Source organism: Ruegeria sp. BHSB058 (assembly GCF_059613285.1).
On the sequence record NZ_JBXWSF010000085.1, the window covers coordinates 1 to 17,653 of the forward strand.

Below are 17,653 nucleotides of genomic sequence, written 5' to 3' on the forward strand. Positions count from 1 at the left end.
CAGGTCGCACAATCCTCCAAGCGGGTCGATAATGGTTCCATCGGGCCGCGCATAAAGCGCGTTCATGGTGAAATCGCGGCGTGCAGCGTCCTCTTCGACCGTATCGGAATAGGCCACTACAGCCCGGCGGCCATCAGTTTCCACGTCACGGCGAAAGGTGGTGACCTCATGTGGGATGCCGTTGCTTACCAGGGTCACGGTGCCGTGGTCGATACCGGTGGGAACCGCCTTGATCCCCGCAGCCTCTGCCAGGGCGACAACGCGTTCAGGCCTTGCGTCGGTGGCGATGTCGATATCGGCAACCGGCGCGCCCAGCAGAGCGTTGCGCACGCATCCCCCGACAAACAGGGCCTTCGCACCACCGCCAGTCAGCGCCGCACATACCTTTTGCGTTGCCGGATCATGCACCCACGCGTCAGTAATCCGCGTCATTCATTCACCCGTGCCGCCAGCCCCCGCAACATCCGTGCGGTTGCACCCCAGATGTAGTAGGGGCCGAACGGAACGGTGAAATAGTGCCGCCGCTGGCCCCGCCAACGCCGCGATTCTACAATGTAGTTCTGCGGATTCAACACATGGCTCAGCGGCACTGAAAACACCTCTTCAACCTCACCAGGCTCCGGAATCGGGTCGAACCCGCGCTCCAAAACCGCAACAACCGGAGTGACGGTGAACGACGTTACCGTTTCGTGCGCGGGCAGTTGCCCCAGAATACGCGGCAAATCGAGCGGCAACCCGATTTCTTCCTGCGCTTCTCGCAAGGCGGTGGCGGTGACGTCAACGTCACCCTCATCCTGCTTGCCACCGGGAAAGGCGATCTGGCCGGGGTGATGCTTCAGGGCCGAAGACCGTTTCGTCAGGATTACGCGCGGGCCGTCGCCGATAAGAGACACAGGCACCAGAACTCCCGCAGGGCGCAACTTGCGCCCCTCAGGCAGAACCGTGTCCGGGTTCAAATCGAAATCGCTTGACCCGGGGCCCGGACGGCTAAGCGCCGCCAACAGCAGGTCGACCGCGTCACGCACCGGTATCCGGGTCCGCTTCGAAGCCGACCGTTGCAGGATCAAGCACATAATGCGCACCGCAAAACTGGCAATCTGCAGTCACAGTTCCTTCGGGCGTGGTCATCTTCGCGATATCCTTGGCCGAATAGATCGACAGGCTTTGCCGTACGCGTTCCTCGGAACAGGTACACCCGAACTTGACCGGTTGCGTGTCATAGACGCGCGGCTGTTCCTCGTGAAACAGGCGTACCAAAAGTTCGGTCGGCTGTACCGACGGGCCGATCAGCTCCAGATCTTCAACGGTATCGAGCAGGATGTTGACCCGGCTCCAGTTTTCACCCTCCTCGCCATCCACAAGGTCATCGGCACTCAGAATCTCACCCGACCCGCCGCCAGAGGCCACGAAGGGCGACGCCTTGGGCATGTGCTGCAACATGATCCCGCCGGCACGCCAATGTTCGTTCACGCCGGGCTCCATCGATCTGCCGAAACTCAGCGAGAAACGCGTCGGCAACTGCTCAGACTGGGCGAAGTAGGCCTCGGCGCAGGCGCTCAGCGAATCACCCGACAATGGCGTGATCCCCTGATAAGGCTGCGTACCTTTGCCCTGGTCGATCAGAATCGCGAAATACCCCTCGCCGACCTGATCGAAAGGCGCGCCCTCGCTCAGCCGATCACGGTCGAAACTGGCATAGGCCCGGATCTGCGCCGGTTCTCCCTCGATTTTCGGCGCATAGTAATCGGTCGCGATCATCCGCACTGGCCCCTTGGATTGCACCTGCAGCGACAACTTCCAGCGCAGCGCGATGGTCTGCCCGATCAACGCGGTCAGCAAGGCCATCTCGGCCACCAGCGCTTCGACCTGAACGGGATAGTCGTGCTGCTTCAGAATGCCGTCCAACACCCCGTCCAGTCGGGCCACCCGACCACGCATGTCAGGCAGGTCAAGCTGAAAGGGCAGGACAGTGTCGTCCCACGCGATTTTCGTTCCAAGAGACATGGGGTTTCCTTAAACGCCGCAGGTTGGCATACCGCCACCATATAAGTCGAACTGATTTGGTTGAAAGGGGCCATACATGATCAGGCGTTTCGGTGAAACCCCCGAACCGGGCAGGACATACACCCGCCGCGTCGGGGTTTATGCCTTGTTGCCTCGTGGCAATGCACTGTTGTTGACCTGTCAGATGGAACCCGGCCCCGACCTGCAACTGCCGGGCGGCGGTATCGATCCCGGAGAATCGCCAATCACCGCCCTGCATCGCGAAGTCTATGAGGAAACCGGCTGGGTGATCGCGACGCCCAAACGCGTCGGCGCCTTTCGACGTTTCGCCTACATGCCGGAATACGACCTGTGGGCCGAAAAAATCTGTCTGATCTACCGCGCCCGCCCCGTGCGCCGCATGGGTCCGCCAACCGAATCGTTTCACGAGCCTTTGTGGATGGAGGCGGACGAAGCCTCCTACCGTCTGGGCAACGCTGGCGACCGCCATTTCGCCGACTGGCACGCTCAGGGTTTCTGACCGGCGGGTATTCTGCTGCATTCTGGTTTATTATACCCAGAGTCGATTTCCCGAAGGGCAAAAGAGGCTACGCCTGTTTCCTATGGTTGCGGTACGCCGTTATACTCAAAAAATGCGGCTGAAACATCGTCATCCAGCCCGTGCTCGGGCGACATGACCTGGGTCAACCTCCAGAACAGATCGTCCAAGAATTCCTGCCCGCTCAGATCCGGCCCGCATTGCCGCACGAGATCCAGCAACCCTTCCGGCTCCAACATTCCGCCATTCTCCAGACGGCATTCCGTGAAGCCGTCCGAGTACAACAACAGCCTGTCACCGGGTTCCAGATAGGTTTCCACACGTTCATAGGTCACGTTCGGCAGCAACCCAATCGGAACGCCGCCTTCGCCAAGAAACTCTGCTTGTCCGTCGCGACGCAACACCAGAGGATGCGGATGGCCCGCCTGGACCATCTTCAGATGGCCATTCCTGAGATCGATGATAGCATAGGCCATGGTGAAATACTCCTCGACCCCGGTATCAGCGATCAGACGGGAATTGAGGGTTGCAGCCACCTCCTCGGGCGGCAGCAACGCATAGAAACGGTCAAACCGCTTTTCCATCGCTACGTTCTGGTCAAAATAAGTACTGGACAGATAGCCGCCCAACCGGGCCGTCATCATCGCCGAAGTGATCCCGTGCCCGGACACGTCGATGCTGTAAAACCCCAACCGGTTCACCCCCGGAGAAAACACGCCCACCAGATCCCCACCAATATGACCGCAAGGTTTGAGCAACAGGCTGACGCGCGACGTGCCAAATTCGCGAGTCAGCTCGGGCACCAGTGACTCCTGTATCTTTCGGGCCTGAATCAGATCTTTGTCGATGGCATCATGCGCCAGCCGCAACTCGCCCAGCGCCTTTTCAATGATGCGGTTCTTTTCGGACAATTCCCGCTGCATGCCCAGGATGCGGGCTCCTGCAGAGATACGGGCGCGCAGCTCATCCGCGCCCAGCGGCTTGATCAGGAAGTCATCCGCCCCTGCATCCAACCCCTGCGCCACTTCGTTCTTTTCGCTCTTTGAGGTCAACAGGATGAAATAGGCGTATTCCTCGTGCTCCAACGACCGGAACGCCTGACAAAACTCCAACCCGCTCATGCCGGGCATCACCCAGTCGCTGAGCACCAGATCGGGCGGGTTCTGGCGGCACACCGCGATCGCGGTTTCGCCACTGTCCGCCTCGATCACCTCGAAACCCCATTTTCTCAGAGAACCAACGAGAATGCGGCGTTGCAGGCGGCTGTCATCGACCACCAGAACCTTTCGAATTGCTCCGAATCCTTTCCCGGCCTGGGCTTCTGAATCCTTGATATTCAGCACCGAAAAAACCCCATTGCCTGCCTCAACTCGGATCGGGTTGAAACTAGGCGCCGCTATTTAACATATGATGAAACGCGATTGTGTCTGCGAAACGCCAAACCCCTTAACGGGTGTTGTCACGCTTGAGATGTCGACGCAATCTTGGTCAGTGCGGTTACCTCCGATCATACTGACTTGACGACGGTTATCGCACAAGCCGCCGAGGATATCCCCGTATTCGGATTGGTAAATGAACTGCATGCTACGGCGCTCAGCGGGCGTATTGGTGTGGACTGGCAGGATATGTGGTATGCCGTCGGGAAGTATCTCGCGGAACGGCACAACACCGGGTCACCACCCAAGACCGCAGTAATTATCTCTGGACCCACCGAAGCTGGCTGGACCGGGCCATTGGATCAAGGGTTGCGCGATGGTCTTACCGAGAGCTCCGTTGACGTCATCGACGTTTTTGGGGCGGACACGGGGTTGCGCCAGCAACTGGCGCTCGTCGAAACCGCGCTCGCGCTCTACCCCGACATCGACTACTTGATCGGCAGCGCAGCGGCGGCTGAAGCCGCGATTGGTTTGTTCGCGAATTCTCGTGCACCAATGCAACCGCAACTGATCTCGACATACATCAGCCAGACCGTTCTGCGCGGCTTGATGAATAGCAGCGTTCTGGCAGTTCCTTTCGACGATCCCGAATTGCAGGGGGTCATGGCTCTTAATCAAGCGGTTTCGATCCTGGCATCGGGTCGACCCGCTGGACTGGTCGGGCCGAAAATCACATTGCTTACAGCGTCCGACAATGATCTTGTCGATATCCGGATCTCTCCCTCTGAATACTTTCAGAGCATTCATTGATTCGCCCCGAAATATGCTTTTGCATAAATAGGAATTTGCTCGAACCAGGGTTTGGAACCCACCTGCTCACCAGGATTTTACGGCAGTTTCGGTTGTGTGGCAGACTGGCGAACCAAGCTGCAGATCGTATCGATCATTGCGCTCAGGTTTGAACGCGTTGACCTGGTGCAGCAAGGGCCGAGAGGCTGGCTGTGCGTCGTTACGAATCCGTGGCGGCAAGCTCGACCAGGGTCAGGCATAGGTTGGTCGCGACTGACATGTCCTGAACCGATATCCACTCCAGCGGGCCATGAATATTCTGCATTCCAGTGAACAAGTTTGGCGTCGGTACCCCAAGTTCGGTCAAACGCGAACCGTCCGTACCGCCTCGAATTGGAATCGAGACCGGTTCGACACCTATCCTGCGACTGGCGGCGCAGGCCAGGGCCACCGGCGTCATGTCTTTTTCCAGCCAATACCGCATATTGCGATATTGCGGCGTGATCTTGCATTCGATTTTTGCGCGTGGCTCCGAGCTTTGCACCGCTTCGCAGACCTGTCGCAAAAGTCGCCCCTTGGCCTCTAGGCCGTCAAGTTCGAAGTCGCGCAGGATCAGTTTGATTTTCATCTCCGACGATCCGCCGGTCATGTCGGTCGCATGGATGAACCCTTCTCGACCGTCGGTCACCTCTGGCGTCATTGTCGATTGTGGCAACATCGAAACGATCTTGGATGCCAGATGTATTGCGTTGACCAGCTTTCCCTTGGCCCAGCCAGGATGGATCGACACGCCTGAAACTGTGATTTCTGCGGCATCGGCGGAAAAGCTTTCGTACTCGATTTCTCCGACATTGCTGCCGTCGAAAGTATATGCAAACTCGGCAGCCAGATCCTTCGGAAGCCGCTCGCCTACCCCGCGCCCGATTTCCTCGTCCGGTGTAAATGCGATACGAATGGGGCCATGGGGTATCTGCGGGTTCTCCAAAAGATGCCGCGCGGCGGTCATGATGATTGCGACGCCGGCCTTGTCATCCGCCCCCAGCAAAGTCGTACCCGACGCGGTGACAAGGTCATGCCCAACCTTTTCACCCAGAGCAGGACAATCGTCAGGGGACAAAATAAGCGAGGGATTGTCCGGAAAACTGATATCGCCACCATTGTAGCCTTTGATCACCCTTGGTTTGACCCCGCTGGCATTGAACTGCGGCGCCGTGTCGACATGGGCCAGAAACCCGATGGTCGGACCGGACGTCGTTGCCGGAATTGTTCCCAGAACAACACCATAGTCCGTTAACTCGACATCCTGAGCGCCCATTCCGGCAAGCTCGGCCAGCAGCAAACGCAAGACATCAAGCTGAATGTCTGTACTGGGAGAGTTCGGCGATTCCGCATCGCTTTGGCTGTCGATGGCCGCATAACGGACAAGCCGGTCTTCAAGTTCCTGATCGAATTGCATCTTCGCCCCGCCTCCTTCTGCATTTAGCGAACAAGGCGCTTGGAGAGCAAACAAGTCAAGCCATGTCACTACGTGCGGGCAGACCCGCAACTAATCGTTGACGGAATTATGTCTATTCCTGAAAGTGAATATGGTACGCATAACAAGTATTGAACGGGGAGGAGACAATGAAACGCAGAGATTTTGTGAAAGCGGGTGTAACGGGCGTTGCGGCCACGGCATTGGCAAGCCCGGCGATTGCACAGGATATCCGGCAATGGAAGATGGTCACCGCGTGGCCCAAGAACCTGCCGGGGCCGGGCGTTGCTGCGCAGATGCTGGCGGATCGGATCACCAACCTGTCCGGCGGACGCATCGAAGTGAAACTGTTCGCCGCCGGAGAGCTGGTGCCGGGGCGCGGTGTGTTCGACGCGGTCTCGGAGGGGACGGCAGAGCTTTACCACGCGGTTCCAGCCTATTGGGGGTCCAAGTCCAAGGGCATCCTGTTGTTCGGGTCGCAGCCGTTTGGCCTCAGGGCCGACGAGCAATTCGGCTGGCTTTATCACGGTGGCGGTCAGGCCCTGTATGACGAAATGTACGGACGTTTCGGATTAAAGCCATTTCTGTGCGGCAACTCCGGCCCGCAATGGCAGGGCTGGTTCCGGGACGAAATCAATTCCGTCGATGATCTCAAGGGGCTCAAATTCCGCACCACCGGTCTTGCGTCCGAGATGTGCTCCAAGCTCGGCATGGCGGTGCAAGCCATGGGCGGGCGCGACATGTTTCAGGCGCTGCAGACCGGTGCGCTGGACGCCGGAGAGTTCATCGGCCCGTGGACGGACAGCGCGCTCGGCTTCTTCCAGGTTGCCAAGAACTATTACTGGCCGGGCGTGGGTGAGCCGTCTTCAGCGGAGGAATGTGCGGTCAATCTCGAGGTCTATTCTGGGCTGCCGGACGATTTGAAGCAGGCCGTCAGTTTTGCCTGCGAAAGCCTCTATAATCCGGTCTGGACCGAATACACCACCAAGCACGCACAGGCGCTTGCGGCCATGGTCGCAAACGAAGGGGTGCAGGTCAGGCAGCTTCCGGACGACGTGGTCGTTGCCATGGGTGTTGCCGCGGCAGAGGTCATGGAAGACCTTGCCAATGACGACGACGAACTGGTGCGCCGCATCACTCAGAACTTTGTAGATTACCGCGATTCTGTCGGGGCCTACATGACCTTTGCCGACAACGGGCAAATGAACGCCCGCGCAAGCGTTCTGGGCTATTGAGTCATCGGGCGATCAGCCTGAACCGATGCGTGAACATGCGCATCGGTTCTTTTTGAGGTGGTGATGAAAAGGCTCATCGAGACGCTTGACGGCATCAATCGTGCAACCGGTCTGGCGGTGCGCTGGTTCGCACTGGCAATGCTACTGATTCAATTTGCCATTGTCGTCGCGCGCTATGCCTTCGGTTTCAGCACTATCGCAACGCAAGAGTCAGTTCTTTATCTGCATTCAACCCTGTTCATGTTGGGGGCGGGTTACACGCTTTTGGTGGACGGTCACGTTCGGGTCGACATTTTCTATGCCAAGCTCGGGCCGACGGGCCGTCGGCGTATCGACCTTGCGGGGCATGTTTTCCTGCTTATGCCCGCGATGATCATGATCTTCTACTGGTCCTGGCCTGCGGTCCGAAATTCCTGGAAGATTCTGGAAGGCCCGATCTCGGTCGGTGGGATCAAAGCAGTGTTTCTGCTGAAGTCATTGATACCGCTTTTCTGCGTCCTCGTCCTGCTTCAATCTGTGGCCTGCGTCCTGCGGCTTTTGGCGGAAAGGCCACGCGATGGCTGAATACCTGGACCTGATCATGTTCGCGGGGTTGGTCGCCGTCATCCTGTCTGGCTTTCCGGTGGCGTTCAGCATCGCAGGCACCGCCATTCTGTTTGCGCTGTTGGGGTGGGTCCTCGGCGTGATGGACCTGTCCCTGCTTGGCGCAATGTCGCAGCGTATCTATGGTCTTTTGACCAACAACGTCCTGATCGCGATTCCGCTCTTTGTTCTGATGGGAGCAGTCCTTGAGAAAAGCCGGATCGCCGAAGACATGCTGGACACGATGGGCCGATCCTTCGGGCAGCTCAGGGGCGGTTTGGGTATCTCGGTGGTGTTGGTCGGCATGCTGCTGGCCGCTTCGACGGGAATCGTGGGGGCGACAGTTGTCGCGATGGGGATGATCGCCCTGCCTTCCATGCTGCGGGCCGGGTATGATCCCCGTGTTGCGTCAGGCATCGTCTGTTCCGCCGGAACCCTGGGGCAGATCATCCCGCCCTCGACACTGTTGATCATCCTGTCTGACGTGGTGTCGAACGCCTATCAGCAAGCCCAGTATGAACTTGGCAAGTTTTCCATCGAAACCATCTCTGTCGGTCAGGTCTTTGCCTCGGCTCTGCTTCCCGGTCTGACAATGGTCGCCCTGTACATTCTATATATCCTTGCGCGCGGTATGCTTCGCCCGAACGATTTACCGCCATCGCCGGGAAATGGTCGCAAGCCTGATCTGAACGAAATATCTCGCGCGATCCTGCCCGCGTTCCTTCTCATTCTTGCAGTGTTGGGCGCAATCCTCAGCGGCATCGCATCACCGACCGAGGCAGCTTCGGTCGGCGGAATTGGCGCCGCGCTTCTGGCCGCGGAAAGAACTGGCGAGCGCAAGCGTCTGTTGTTTATTGGGGTTACCGCGCTGACCCTTTTGGCACTTGGCGCCGGCCTTTTTCCCGTTCGGTTTCAACGCAGTGACCTTACCGGATTCGAGGCTGGTGTCGGAATTGTCTATCTTGCCCTTGCCGTTGTCGGCGGTGTTTCCATCCTGTCGGCAGTCCGCTCGCTTACTGCACATAAGATCATTCAGCCTGCGCTGACGTCGACCTTGACGATGACCTCGATGATCTTCGCAACAATCTTGGCGGCCGGGGTTTTTTCACTCGTATTCATCGGGCTGGGCGGCGAAGACCGCGTGGCGGCTATTCTGCAGAAACTTCCGGGGGGCGCGAATGGCGCACTTCTTTTCTGCATGTTGTTTATCTTCATTCTCGGCTTCTTTCTGGATTTTGTCGAAATCTCTGTGATCGTACTGCCGCTTGTATTGCCGACCTTGATCGTCATGGGGCACGATCCGATCTGGCTGTCAGTTCTGATCGCAATCAATCTGCAAACATCGTTCCTGACGCCGCCTTTCGGCTTTTCGTTGTTCTACTTGCGGGGCGCAGCTCCACCCGAGGTGACAACCGCACATATCTATGCCGGAGTGGCGCCCTTCATCCTGCTACAAGCCGTGGCGGTCGCAATCATCTGGTTCGTTCCGCAAATCGCCACAGTCCTGCCTGCCCTATTGTTCTGAACAAGCCCAGGCGGCTTGGTGCTGTACACGGTTGACATTCTGCCAATTTTTAGTTAACAAGTGAAGTAGTGAGGGGATACTATGCCGCATTTCAACATCGAGTATTCCAGAAACCTGGAGCAGATCGTCGATATGGCGGCCCTGTGCAACACGCTTCGGCTGGCAGGGATTGAAACGGGTGTTTTTCCCCTGGCCGGGATCAGGGTACGCGCCTTTGCCTGCGATTTCTGTTCGATCGCGGACGGTGATCCGAAACACGGGTTCATTGACATTTCCGTCCGTCTTCGTGCGGGCCGAACTTTGGATGTCAAGAAGGACGCCACACATCGCATATTCGAGGCCGCCCAAGCGTTTCTTGCACCAGCCATGGCGCACCACTCGATCGCCCTGTCGCTGGAGATACGCGACATAGACCCGGACCTTTCTGCAAAGACCGGGACCATCCGGGACCATCTGGAGCACTCGCAATGACCGTATTGGACGACAACCTCGCGAAACTCGACAGCTACCTTTCCCGCTTTCGCGAAACCGGTATTCGCAATCGGATCGCAGGTCAGGATCGAAACGGGTCGGGTGGCGTGTTTCGGACTGTGTCTCCAGTCGACAAGTCAGTCATTTGCGATGTCGCCCACGGGACAGCCGCCGACATAGATGCGGCGGCCGAAGCTGCGGCAGGCGCGTTCGAAAGCTGGCGTGACATGGCCGCGACCGAGCGGCGGAAAATCCTGCTGAACATCGCGGAGTGTATCGAAGCGCGGGCCGAGGAAATCGCCCTTTGCGAATGCTGGGACACCGGTCAAACCCTTCGCTTCATGTCCAAGGCGGCGTTGCGCGGGGCCGAGAATTTCCGCTATTTTTCCGATCAGGTGGTGCAGGCCCGCGACGGCCAGCACTTGAAATCGTCCACGTTGATGAACATCACCACGCGCGTGCCCATTGGCCCGGTCGGTGTCATCACACCGTGGAACACGCCGTTCATGCTGTCGACATGGAAAATTGCTCCGGCGCTGGCCGCAGGTTGCACTGTGGTTCACAAGCCCGCAGAGGCCAGTCCCCTGACCGCCCGCCTGCTGGTCGAGATCGCTGAGGAGGCCGGCTTGCCGCCCGGCGTGCTGAACACCGTCAACGGCTTTGGCGAAGAGGCCGGGAAACGATTGACCGAGCACCCTCTGATCAAGGCCATCGCCTTTGTCGGCGAAAGCCGCACCGGGTCGATCATCACCAAACAGGGCGCGGATACGCTCAAACGGATGCACCTGGAACTTGGCGGTAAGAACCCGGTCATCGTCTTTGATGACGCCGATCTTGACCGCGCGCTGGACGCGGTGATCTTCATGATCTACTCGATCAATGGTGAGCGCTGTACGTCATCTTCACGTCTGTTGGTGCAGGACACCATCAAGGAGGAATTCGAGACCAGGCTGGTCGAACGCGTCAACACAATCAAGGTCGGCCATCCGCTCGACCCGACAACCGAAATCGGCCCGCTGGTGACCGAAGAACATTTCGAAAAGGTCACATCCTATTTTGACATCGCCAGATCAGACGGCGCGACCATCGCTGCGGGCGGAACCACCGTTGGCGACGAGGGTTTTTTCGTCCGCCCTACCCTCTTCACCAATGCAAGCAACAACATGCGTATTGCGCAAGAAGAGATCTTCGGCCCGGTCCTGACGTCAATACCCTTTTCGAGCGAAGAAGAAGCGCTGCACATTGCCAACGACACGCCCTATGGTCTGACAGGATATGTCTGGACCAACGACCTGACCCGCGCCCTGCGCTTTACCGACAGGCTCGAAGCAGGGATGATCTGGGTAAACTCGGAAAACGTCCGCCACTTGCCCACACCGTTCGGGGGGGTCAAGGCCAGTGGTATCGGCCGCGATGGCGGCGACTGGAGTTTTGAGTTTTACATGGAACAGAAGCATATCGGTTTCGCAACCGGCCAGCACAAGATCATGCGGCTGGGCGCCTGACTACCAGCGACACTTCGGGAGGAACCTAAAATGGGAGAAATCGTACTCGCCGCCAAGATGACCCACGTGCCGACATTGTTGATGTCGGAGCAGGAAGGTCCGATCAAGGGCAAAAGGCAGCCCGCCATTGACGGCCACCGCGAAATCGCCCGCCGCGCCAAGGCGTTGGGCGCTGATACCGTCGTGATCTGCGACACTCATTGGGTGATCAACGCAGGCTTTCACATCAATGCGAACGCCAGGTTCGAAGGGTTGTTTACCTCGAATGAGTTTCCACAATTCATTCAGGATTTGCCGTACTCCTACGACGGCAATCCGGAGCTTGGCGACGCCATTGCCAAAGTGGCATCAGACAAGGGTGTCTATACGCTTGCGCATCACCTGGACAGTCTGGAACTGGAATATGGCACATTGGTGCCAATGCGGTTCATGAGCCGCGAACACGACATGAAGGTCGTCTCGGTCGCCGCCTGGGCCACCGTACATGACCATTCCGAAAGCCGCCTCATCGGCGAGGCGATCCGCGAGGCCGTCGAAGCCAGCGACAGCAAGGTGTTGCTTGTCGCCTCTGGCTCTTTGTCTCACAAGATCTGGGCCAACAAGGACTATGCCGCCAATAACGGCACCTTTACCATCAGTTCCGAGTTCAACCGCCAAGTCGACCTGCATGTACTGGAGATGTGGAAGAATGGCGATCACGCGACCTTCCTGAAGATGCTGGGTGATTATGCGACCTTCTGTTGTGGCGAGGGATCCATGCATGACACGTCGATGCTGTACGGTGCGCTGGGATGGGACGACTACACAGGCAAATGTGAGGTCGTGACCGAGTATTTCCCCTCATCCGGCACCGGGCAAACCAACGTCATCTTTCCGGTTCAATAGCAAAGGCAAACCATGCGATTTGCGAGTTTCATTGCCGAGGGCAAGACATACTATGGCGCTATCACCGACGGCGGCGCGGTAGCCCTGTCGCCGAACTTCCCCAATTGGCCCACACTCCTTGACGTCATCCGGGATGGCGGATTGGATCAGCTTGAAGCCGCCGCACAGGGTCGTCCGGTCACACACACCGATTTCTCTTACGATATTCCGCTGCCCAACGCGCCTCGCATCCTGTGTGTCGGGGTGAACTTTCCCGACCGAAATTCAGAATACAAAGACGGCAGTGCGCAACCCAAGTATATGTCCCTGTTCCCACGTTTCGCCAGCGGATTCACCGGACACAATCTGCCTCTGATCCGCCCGCCGGAGAACCACACATTGGACTACGAAGGCGAGGTGGCAATTGTCATCGGCAAGACCGGACGTCGCATCAAGGCTGAGGATGCATACGGACACATTGCCGCGCTGACGCTGTGCAACGAAGGCACCATTCGCGATTGGGTCCGGCACGCGAAGTTCAATGTCACGCAAGGCAAGAATTGGGACAAATCCGGCGCGCTTGGCCCTTGGTTGGTCCCCTTCCGTGATCCTGCCCAATTGGACGATGCCCGGATCATAACGAGGGTGAATGGCCAAGAACGCCAAAACGACACTCTCAACCGCATGATCTTCCCGATCCGCGAGGAAATCGCCTATATCTCTACCTTCATGACGCTGCGGCCCGGTGACATCATCATCACCGGAACACCAACCGGTGCGGGCGCGCGGTTCGATCCACCACGCTACCTTGAACCGGGTGACGTGGTCGAAGTCGAAGTTGGCGGCATTGGCATCCTGCGCAACGGTGTGGCAGACGAACAGCCATGACTCCGCAAGATCACGCCCGTGCCGCCGCCGATTTGCTGACCGCCGAACGCGAGCGTACCCAGATCGGCCTGCTCAGCCTGCGCCATCCGGACATGACCATGGATGACGCCTATGCCATACAAAATGAAATCCAGCGCGCCAAACTGGCGCAGGGCCGAAAGGTGATCGGCTGGAAAATCGGCCTGACATCGAAGGCCATGCAATATGCGCTGAACATCGATATTCCCGACAGTGGAATTTTGTTCGACGATATGGCGTTCGAAAACGAAAGCACGGTGCCAAAAGGGCGGTTCATCCAGCCCCGGATCGAGGCTGAGATCGCGTTTGTGATGAAATCCGCCATCGGCGGCGTAAATGTCACCCGCGAAGAAGTCATTGCGGCCACTGACTGTGTCGTGCCTGCGCTCGAAATCCTTGATACCCGAATTCTGCGGGTCGATCCGGACACCGGAACAGCCCGCAACGTATGCGACACGATCAGCGACAACGCCGCCAATGCCGGGATCGTTCTGGGTGCCGAACGACACGCCATCAACGCCTTTGACCTTCGCTGGGTTGGCGCCCTTACATTCCGCAATGGCGAGATCGAGGAAACCGGGCTTGGCGCCGGTGTTTTGAACGACCCCGTCGAAAGCGTCGTCTGGCTGGCCCGCCGCATGGCGGAGTTCAGCCAGAGGATTGAACCCGGTCACATCATTCTATCGGGCAGCTTCATTCGACCCGTGGAATGCCCTTCCGGTTCCGAGATTCATGCGGATTTCGGTCGCTTCGGCTCGGTCGAAATCGGCTTTGAGTGAAAACGCCCGTTACTTCTCGGCGGCCGTGACGATGATTTCGACGCGCAGTGTGTCGCGCGCCAACCTGGCCTCGCCGCAAGCGCGCGCGGGGGCGTGGCCCTCGGGCACCCAAGCATCCCATACAGCGTTCATCTCGGCAAAATCGGCCATGTCCGCCAGCCAGACGATTGCCTGCAAAATCCGGGTTTTGTCCGTTCCCGCCTGTTCCAGCAGCGCCTCGACACGGGACAGGCAATCGCGCGTCTGATCCGCGACGGTCTCACCGTCTCCTACCTGACCGCACAGGTAGACGGTGCCATTGTGCTTGACGATCTTGCTCATGCGCTGGCCGGTTTCGATGCGTGTGATGGTCATTCCGAAAGCTCCTGGTTTTTTCGGCTCTATGAACCTTGCAACCCCACCGGTCAATGCGATTTTTGCCCTGACCCACACGCGCAGGTCAGGGCAGATTGGTCAGCTGTAGCGATAAGGCCGCCCGGCCTTTTGCATGTCGGCGTTATACTGTTTGAATATCTGGACCACCTTGGCCTTGGTCTCGGATTCGGCGGCGATCTCGTCCCAGAATTTCGTTGCGGCGGCTTCGACTTGCGCCCATTCCGCATCCGGAATCGAGGTAAGCTGCATCTTGGTTCCGTTGACCCGTAGCGATGCCTCGCCGCCCCAATACCACCACTGGCGATAATAGTGGGATTGCTCACAGCATACCTTGAACAACAGCTTCAGATCCTCCGGCAATTCCTCCCAACGTTCGTTATTGGCAAAGAAGTGGCCAATCCACGCTCCTGAAATGTTGTTGGTCAGGAAATAGTTGGTCACATCCGCCCAACCGACGGTGTAATCCTCGGTAATCCCGGACCAGGCAATACCATCCAGTTCGCCGGTCTGAACCGCAACTTCGATATCCTCCCACGGGAGGGTGACAGGCACCACGCCGAACTGGCTGAGGAACCGGCCTGCGGTCGGGAAAGTAAAGACACGCTTGCCCTGCAGATCGGCCAGCGAGTTGATCGGGTCCTTGGTGGCGAAATGACAAGGGTCCCACGAACCGGCACTGATATGCTTGACGCCGACCTTGGAATATTCCTCGTCCCATATTTCGTTCAGGCCGTACTGATTGAACAGTACAGGCACATCCAGAGAATAACGCGAAGCAAAGGGGAAATACCCACCGAAAACTGTCACTTCGGTGGGCGAGGCCATCGAGTCGTCGTCCGATTGCACCGCGTCGATAGTGCCCCGCTGCATGGCGCGAAACAACTCGCCGGTGGGCACCAGCTGATCGGCATAAAACAGCTCGATCTGCATCCGGTCTCCGGCAATCTGGTTGAACAGGTTGATCGCCGGATCGACCACATGTTCGGCCAGCGCAGGGCCGGCATAGGTCTGCATCCGCCACTTGATCGTCGATTGCGCCAGCGCCGGTGCGGCCAGCGATGCTGCAGGAACAACTGCGGCCCCTTTCAAAAACTTACGTCTTGTCGTCATTTTCTCTCTCCCAGTTGAAATCAACGAATTGCTCTCTCATAAGCCCCGGTTCGATCCGGGATCATTTGTTGTAAACGGCCTCCGGCAACCACAGTGCGATCTGCGGAAACACCATGATGATCGCCAGCGCCAGCGCCATCACCAGCACGAAGGGCAGGATCGACCCATAAATATCGCGCAGAGTAATGTCTGGCGGCGCCATGGCTCGCATCAGAAACAGGTTATAGCCAAATGGCGGTGTCATATAGGCGATCTGAGTCGTGATCGTGTACAGCACACCGTACCAGATCAGGTCGAATCCCAACGCCTGCACCAACGGCACGTAAAGCGGCGCCACGATCACCAGCATAGCCGTATCGTCAAGAAACGTGCCCATTACGATGAAACTCAGCTGCATCAGGATCAGGATCATCCAGGGGCTCAACCCCAGACGCTCGGTGAACAGGTTCTCGATGGCGCGCACCGCCCCAAGCCCGTCAAACACGGCGCCAAAAGCCAGCGCCGCCAGAATGATCCACATGAACATGCACGAAATACCCAGCGTCGAGCGCACCGAGGTCTCGAAAACCTGCCGATTCATCCGCCCTTTCAGAACCGCCGCGACAAAGGCCGTCAGCGCGCCGATGGCGGAACTTTCCACTAGGGAAGTCCAGCCGTTCACGAACGGGATCATCATCGCGGCAAAAATCGCCAGCGGCAGGACACCTGCGAAAAGCAGACGGTATTTCTCCTTGAGGAAGACATCCTTGTAAAAGGCCGGGGTTTTTCGGGTGGCAAAAGACAACGCACCAATCACTGCAGCGATGCCGATTGCGGCCTTGGCCGTCACTGCACCCAGGCCCAACAACGCCGGAACGGCGACAACGCCCAGCAAGGCAAGATAGTTCAGGCGCAAAGGATGGTCCGTAGTTCGTTCATATTCAGCCAGGTTTTCGCGATCCATGGCCTGACCCAAAGCAGGGTTCAGTTTGCAACGGATGGCGATGTAGAGAATGAACATAGCCGCCATCATCAGCCCCGGAATGACACCTGCCAACCATAGTTGTCCCACCGGCTGCCGCGCAATCATCGCGTAAAGAACGAGCACGACAGAGGGCGGCACGAGAATACCCAGGGATGAACCAGCCTGAATGACACCAGTCACCATGCGCTTGTCATATCCGCGCTTCAACAGTTCCGGCAGGGCGATCGTGGCGCCAATCGCCATACCTGCTACGCTCAGACCATTCATAGCAGAAATCAGGACCATGAGAGCAATCGTACCAATTGCCAGACCACCGTTCAGGCCGCCCATCCAGACATGAAACATCTTGTACAGATCGTCCGCGATCTTGGATTCCGACAGGACATATCCCATGAAGATGAACATCGGCAGCGTCAGCAGCGGATACCATTTCATCAGCTTCATCGCCGCGGCGAAACCGATGTCATACCCGCCCCGGTCGCCCCACAGCAGCAGCGAGGCCACCACGGCCACAAACCCGATGGCACCGAACACCCGCTGCCCGGTCATCAGCATCAACATCATGGTCGAGAACATGACAATGGCGATCATCTCGTAAGACATCAGATCGCCTCCCTCGGGAGGTCATCGCCCTTGATGCGCAGGATATCCTTGCACAACTCCGATACCGCCTGCAGCAGCATCAGAATCAGGCCTACCAGCATGATCACCTTGATCGGCCACAGGTAGGGTCGCCAGGCCGTCGGACTGCGTTCACCGTATTGCAGCGAATAGCTCAGACTGTCCCACCCGCCATAGATCAGCACACCCAGATAAAAGATCAGAAACAGAACCGTAAACGCATCCGTCCACGCCTGCCGTCGGCTTGACCATTCGCCATATAGCAAGTCCATCCGCACGTTCGACCCCATCTGGATCGAATACGGCCCGCCGAGGATGTAATAGGCCACCATCGCAAACTGCGCCACTTCCAGCGTCCACAACGACGGCAGAAAGAAAGTCTTGGAGATCGACGACCACAACAGGATGCCCATCATCACGAAGATGCCGTACATCACCACCCGGCCGATCCAGCGGTTTATCCCGTCGATGAACGAGACGTATCTCCGCATGAAATTCATGCCCGTTTCCCTGTTTTACTGACCGTTCCTCGGAT

The 17,653-nt window shown here is 57.9% G+C and carries 18 protein-coding genes and 1 pseudogene; 10 read left to right on the forward strand and 9 right to left on the reverse strand.

Annotated features, from left to right (window positions below):
* The 3 genes and pseudogenes from AC2FNB_RS17385 to hslO all read right to left on the reverse strand — a co-directional run.
* A pseudogene (locus AC2FNB_RS17385) lies at positions 1–432 on the reverse strand (CCA tRNA nucleotidyltransferase); the annotation flags it as partial.
* Positions 429–1,025, reverse strand: a complete 597-nt coding sequence (locus AC2FNB_RS17390; RefSeq protein WP_480750088.1) for a CoA pyrophosphatase — start codon at positions 1,023–1,025, stop codon at positions 429–431. The gene AC2FNB_RS17390 and the pseudogene AC2FNB_RS17385, both read right to left, overlap by 4 nt.
* Complete coding sequence (gene hslO, locus AC2FNB_RS17395; protein WP_480750087.1) at positions 1,018–2,004, reverse strand: Hsp33 family molecular chaperone HslO; 987 nt, start codon at positions 2,002–2,004, stop codon at positions 1,018–1,020. The genes AC2FNB_RS17390 and hslO overlap by 8 nt, the downstream gene beginning before the upstream one ends.
* A gap of 76 nt (positions 2,005–2,080) precedes the next feature.
* On the opposite strand from hslO, the gene AC2FNB_RS17400 reads away from it, so the two are divergent.
* Positions 2,081–2,524 carry an NUDIX hydrolase gene (locus tag AC2FNB_RS17400; protein WP_480750086.1) on the forward strand — a complete coding sequence of 148 codons (444 nt, stop codon included), beginning with the start codon at positions 2,081–2,083 and terminating at the stop codon, positions 2,522–2,524.
* Positions 2,525–2,604: 80 nt separating this feature from the next.
* Here the strand turns inward: AC2FNB_RS17400 and AC2FNB_RS17405 are convergent, their stop codons facing one another.
* Positions 2,605–3,885 carry a PP2C family protein-serine/threonine phosphatase gene (locus tag AC2FNB_RS17405; protein WP_480750085.1) on the reverse strand — a complete coding sequence of 427 codons (1,281 nt, stop codon included), beginning with the start codon at positions 3,883–3,885 and terminating at the stop codon, positions 2,605–2,607.
* A 138-nt stretch (positions 3,886–4,023) separates the two neighbouring features.
* Between AC2FNB_RS17405 and torT the strand changes: the two genes are divergently transcribed.
* A complete protein-coding gene (gene torT, locus AC2FNB_RS17410; RefSeq protein ID WP_496748232.1) occupies positions 4,024–4,728 on the forward strand; it encodes a TMAO reductase system periplasmic protein TorT in 705 nt (234 codons plus the stop codon).
* Positions 4,729–4,927: 199 nt separating this feature from the next.
* On the opposite strand, the gene pepT is transcribed toward torT, so the two are convergent.
* On the reverse strand, positions 4,928–6,163 hold the full coding sequence (pepT, locus tag AC2FNB_RS17415) for a peptidase T (protein ID WP_496748219.1): 1,236 nt from the start codon (positions 6,161–6,163) through the stop codon (positions 4,928–4,930).
* Positions 6,164–6,330: 167 nt separating this feature from the next.
* Here pepT and AC2FNB_RS17420 point away from each other — a divergent pair, with 167 nt between their 5' ends.
* The 8 genes from AC2FNB_RS17420 to hpaH all read left to right on the forward strand — a co-directional run bounded on the left by AC2FNB_RS17420 (position 6,331) and on the right by hpaH (position 14,048).
* Positions 6,331–7,416, forward strand: coding sequence for a TRAP transporter substrate-binding protein (locus tag AC2FNB_RS17420; protein ID WP_480750083.1), 1,086 nt, complete (start codon positions 6,331–6,333; stop codon positions 7,414–7,416).
* Positions 7,417–7,479: 63 nt separating this feature from the next.
* Positions 7,480–7,980, forward strand: coding sequence for a TRAP transporter small permease subunit (locus tag AC2FNB_RS17425; protein WP_496748221.1), 501 nt, complete (start codon positions 7,480–7,482; stop codon positions 7,978–7,980).
* Entirely contained in the window at positions 7,973–9,523 is a 1,551-nt protein-coding gene (locus AC2FNB_RS17430; RefSeq protein ID WP_480750081.1) for a TRAP transporter large permease, read from the forward strand. The genes AC2FNB_RS17425 and AC2FNB_RS17430 overlap by 8 nt, the downstream gene beginning before the upstream one ends.
* Positions 9,524–9,604: 81 nt before the next feature.
* The gene (locus tag AC2FNB_RS17435; protein WP_496748224.1) at positions 9,605–9,994 is read left to right on the forward strand and encodes a 5-carboxymethyl-2-hydroxymuconate Delta-isomerase; all 390 of its coding nucleotides are present in this window, start codon (positions 9,605–9,607) and stop codon (positions 9,992–9,994) included.
* Positions 9,991–11,499, forward strand: coding sequence for a 5-carboxymethyl-2-hydroxymuconate semialdehyde dehydrogenase (gene hpaE, locus AC2FNB_RS17440; RefSeq protein ID WP_496748226.1), 1,509 nt, complete (start codon positions 9,991–9,993; stop codon positions 11,497–11,499). Before AC2FNB_RS17435 ends, hpaE begins: the two co-directional genes overlap by 4 nt.
* Positions 11,500–11,529: 30 nt before the next feature.
* On the forward strand, positions 11,530–12,384 hold the full coding sequence (gene hpaD / locus AC2FNB_RS17445) for a 3,4-dihydroxyphenylacetate 2,3-dioxygenase (RefSeq protein WP_480750078.1): 855 nt from the start codon (positions 11,530–11,532) through the stop codon (positions 12,382–12,384).
* A gap of 12 nt (positions 12,385–12,396) precedes the next feature.
* Positions 12,397–13,251, forward strand: coding sequence for a fumarylacetoacetate hydrolase family protein (locus AC2FNB_RS17450; RefSeq protein ID WP_480750077.1), 855 nt, complete (start codon positions 12,397–12,399; stop codon positions 13,249–13,251).
* On the forward strand, positions 13,248–14,048 hold the full coding sequence (hpaH, locus tag AC2FNB_RS17455; RefSeq protein WP_496748228.1) for a 2-oxo-hept-4-ene-1,7-dioate hydratase: 801 nt from the start codon (positions 13,248–13,250) through the stop codon (positions 14,046–14,048). The genes AC2FNB_RS17450 and hpaH overlap by 4 nt, the downstream gene beginning before the upstream one ends.
* Before the next feature lie 9 nt (positions 14,049–14,057).
* On the opposite strand, the gene AC2FNB_RS17460 is transcribed toward hpaH, so the two are convergent.
* From AC2FNB_RS17460 to AC2FNB_RS17475, 4 genes are all read right to left on the reverse strand, one after another.
* On the reverse strand, positions 14,058–14,402 hold the full coding sequence (locus AC2FNB_RS17460) for a RidA family protein (protein ID WP_480750075.1): 345 nt from the start codon (positions 14,400–14,402) through the stop codon (positions 14,058–14,060).
* Positions 14,403–14,501: 99 nt separating this feature from the next.
* Positions 14,502–15,533 carry a TRAP transporter substrate-binding protein gene (locus AC2FNB_RS17465; protein ID WP_480750074.1) on the reverse strand — a complete coding sequence of 344 codons (1,032 nt, stop codon included), beginning with the start codon at positions 15,531–15,533 and terminating at the stop codon, positions 14,502–14,504.
* Between the two features lie 61 nt (positions 15,534–15,594).
* On the reverse strand, positions 15,595–17,100 hold the full coding sequence (locus AC2FNB_RS17470) for a TRAP transporter large permease (protein WP_480750073.1): 1,506 nt from the start codon (positions 17,098–17,100) through the stop codon (positions 15,595–15,597).
* Positions 17,100–17,618, reverse strand: coding sequence for a TRAP transporter small permease subunit (locus AC2FNB_RS17475; protein ID WP_480750072.1), 519 nt, complete (start codon positions 17,616–17,618; stop codon positions 17,100–17,102). The genes AC2FNB_RS17470 and AC2FNB_RS17475 overlap by 1 nt, the downstream gene beginning before the upstream one ends.
* Between the last annotated feature and the right edge of the window lie 35 nt (positions 17,619–17,653).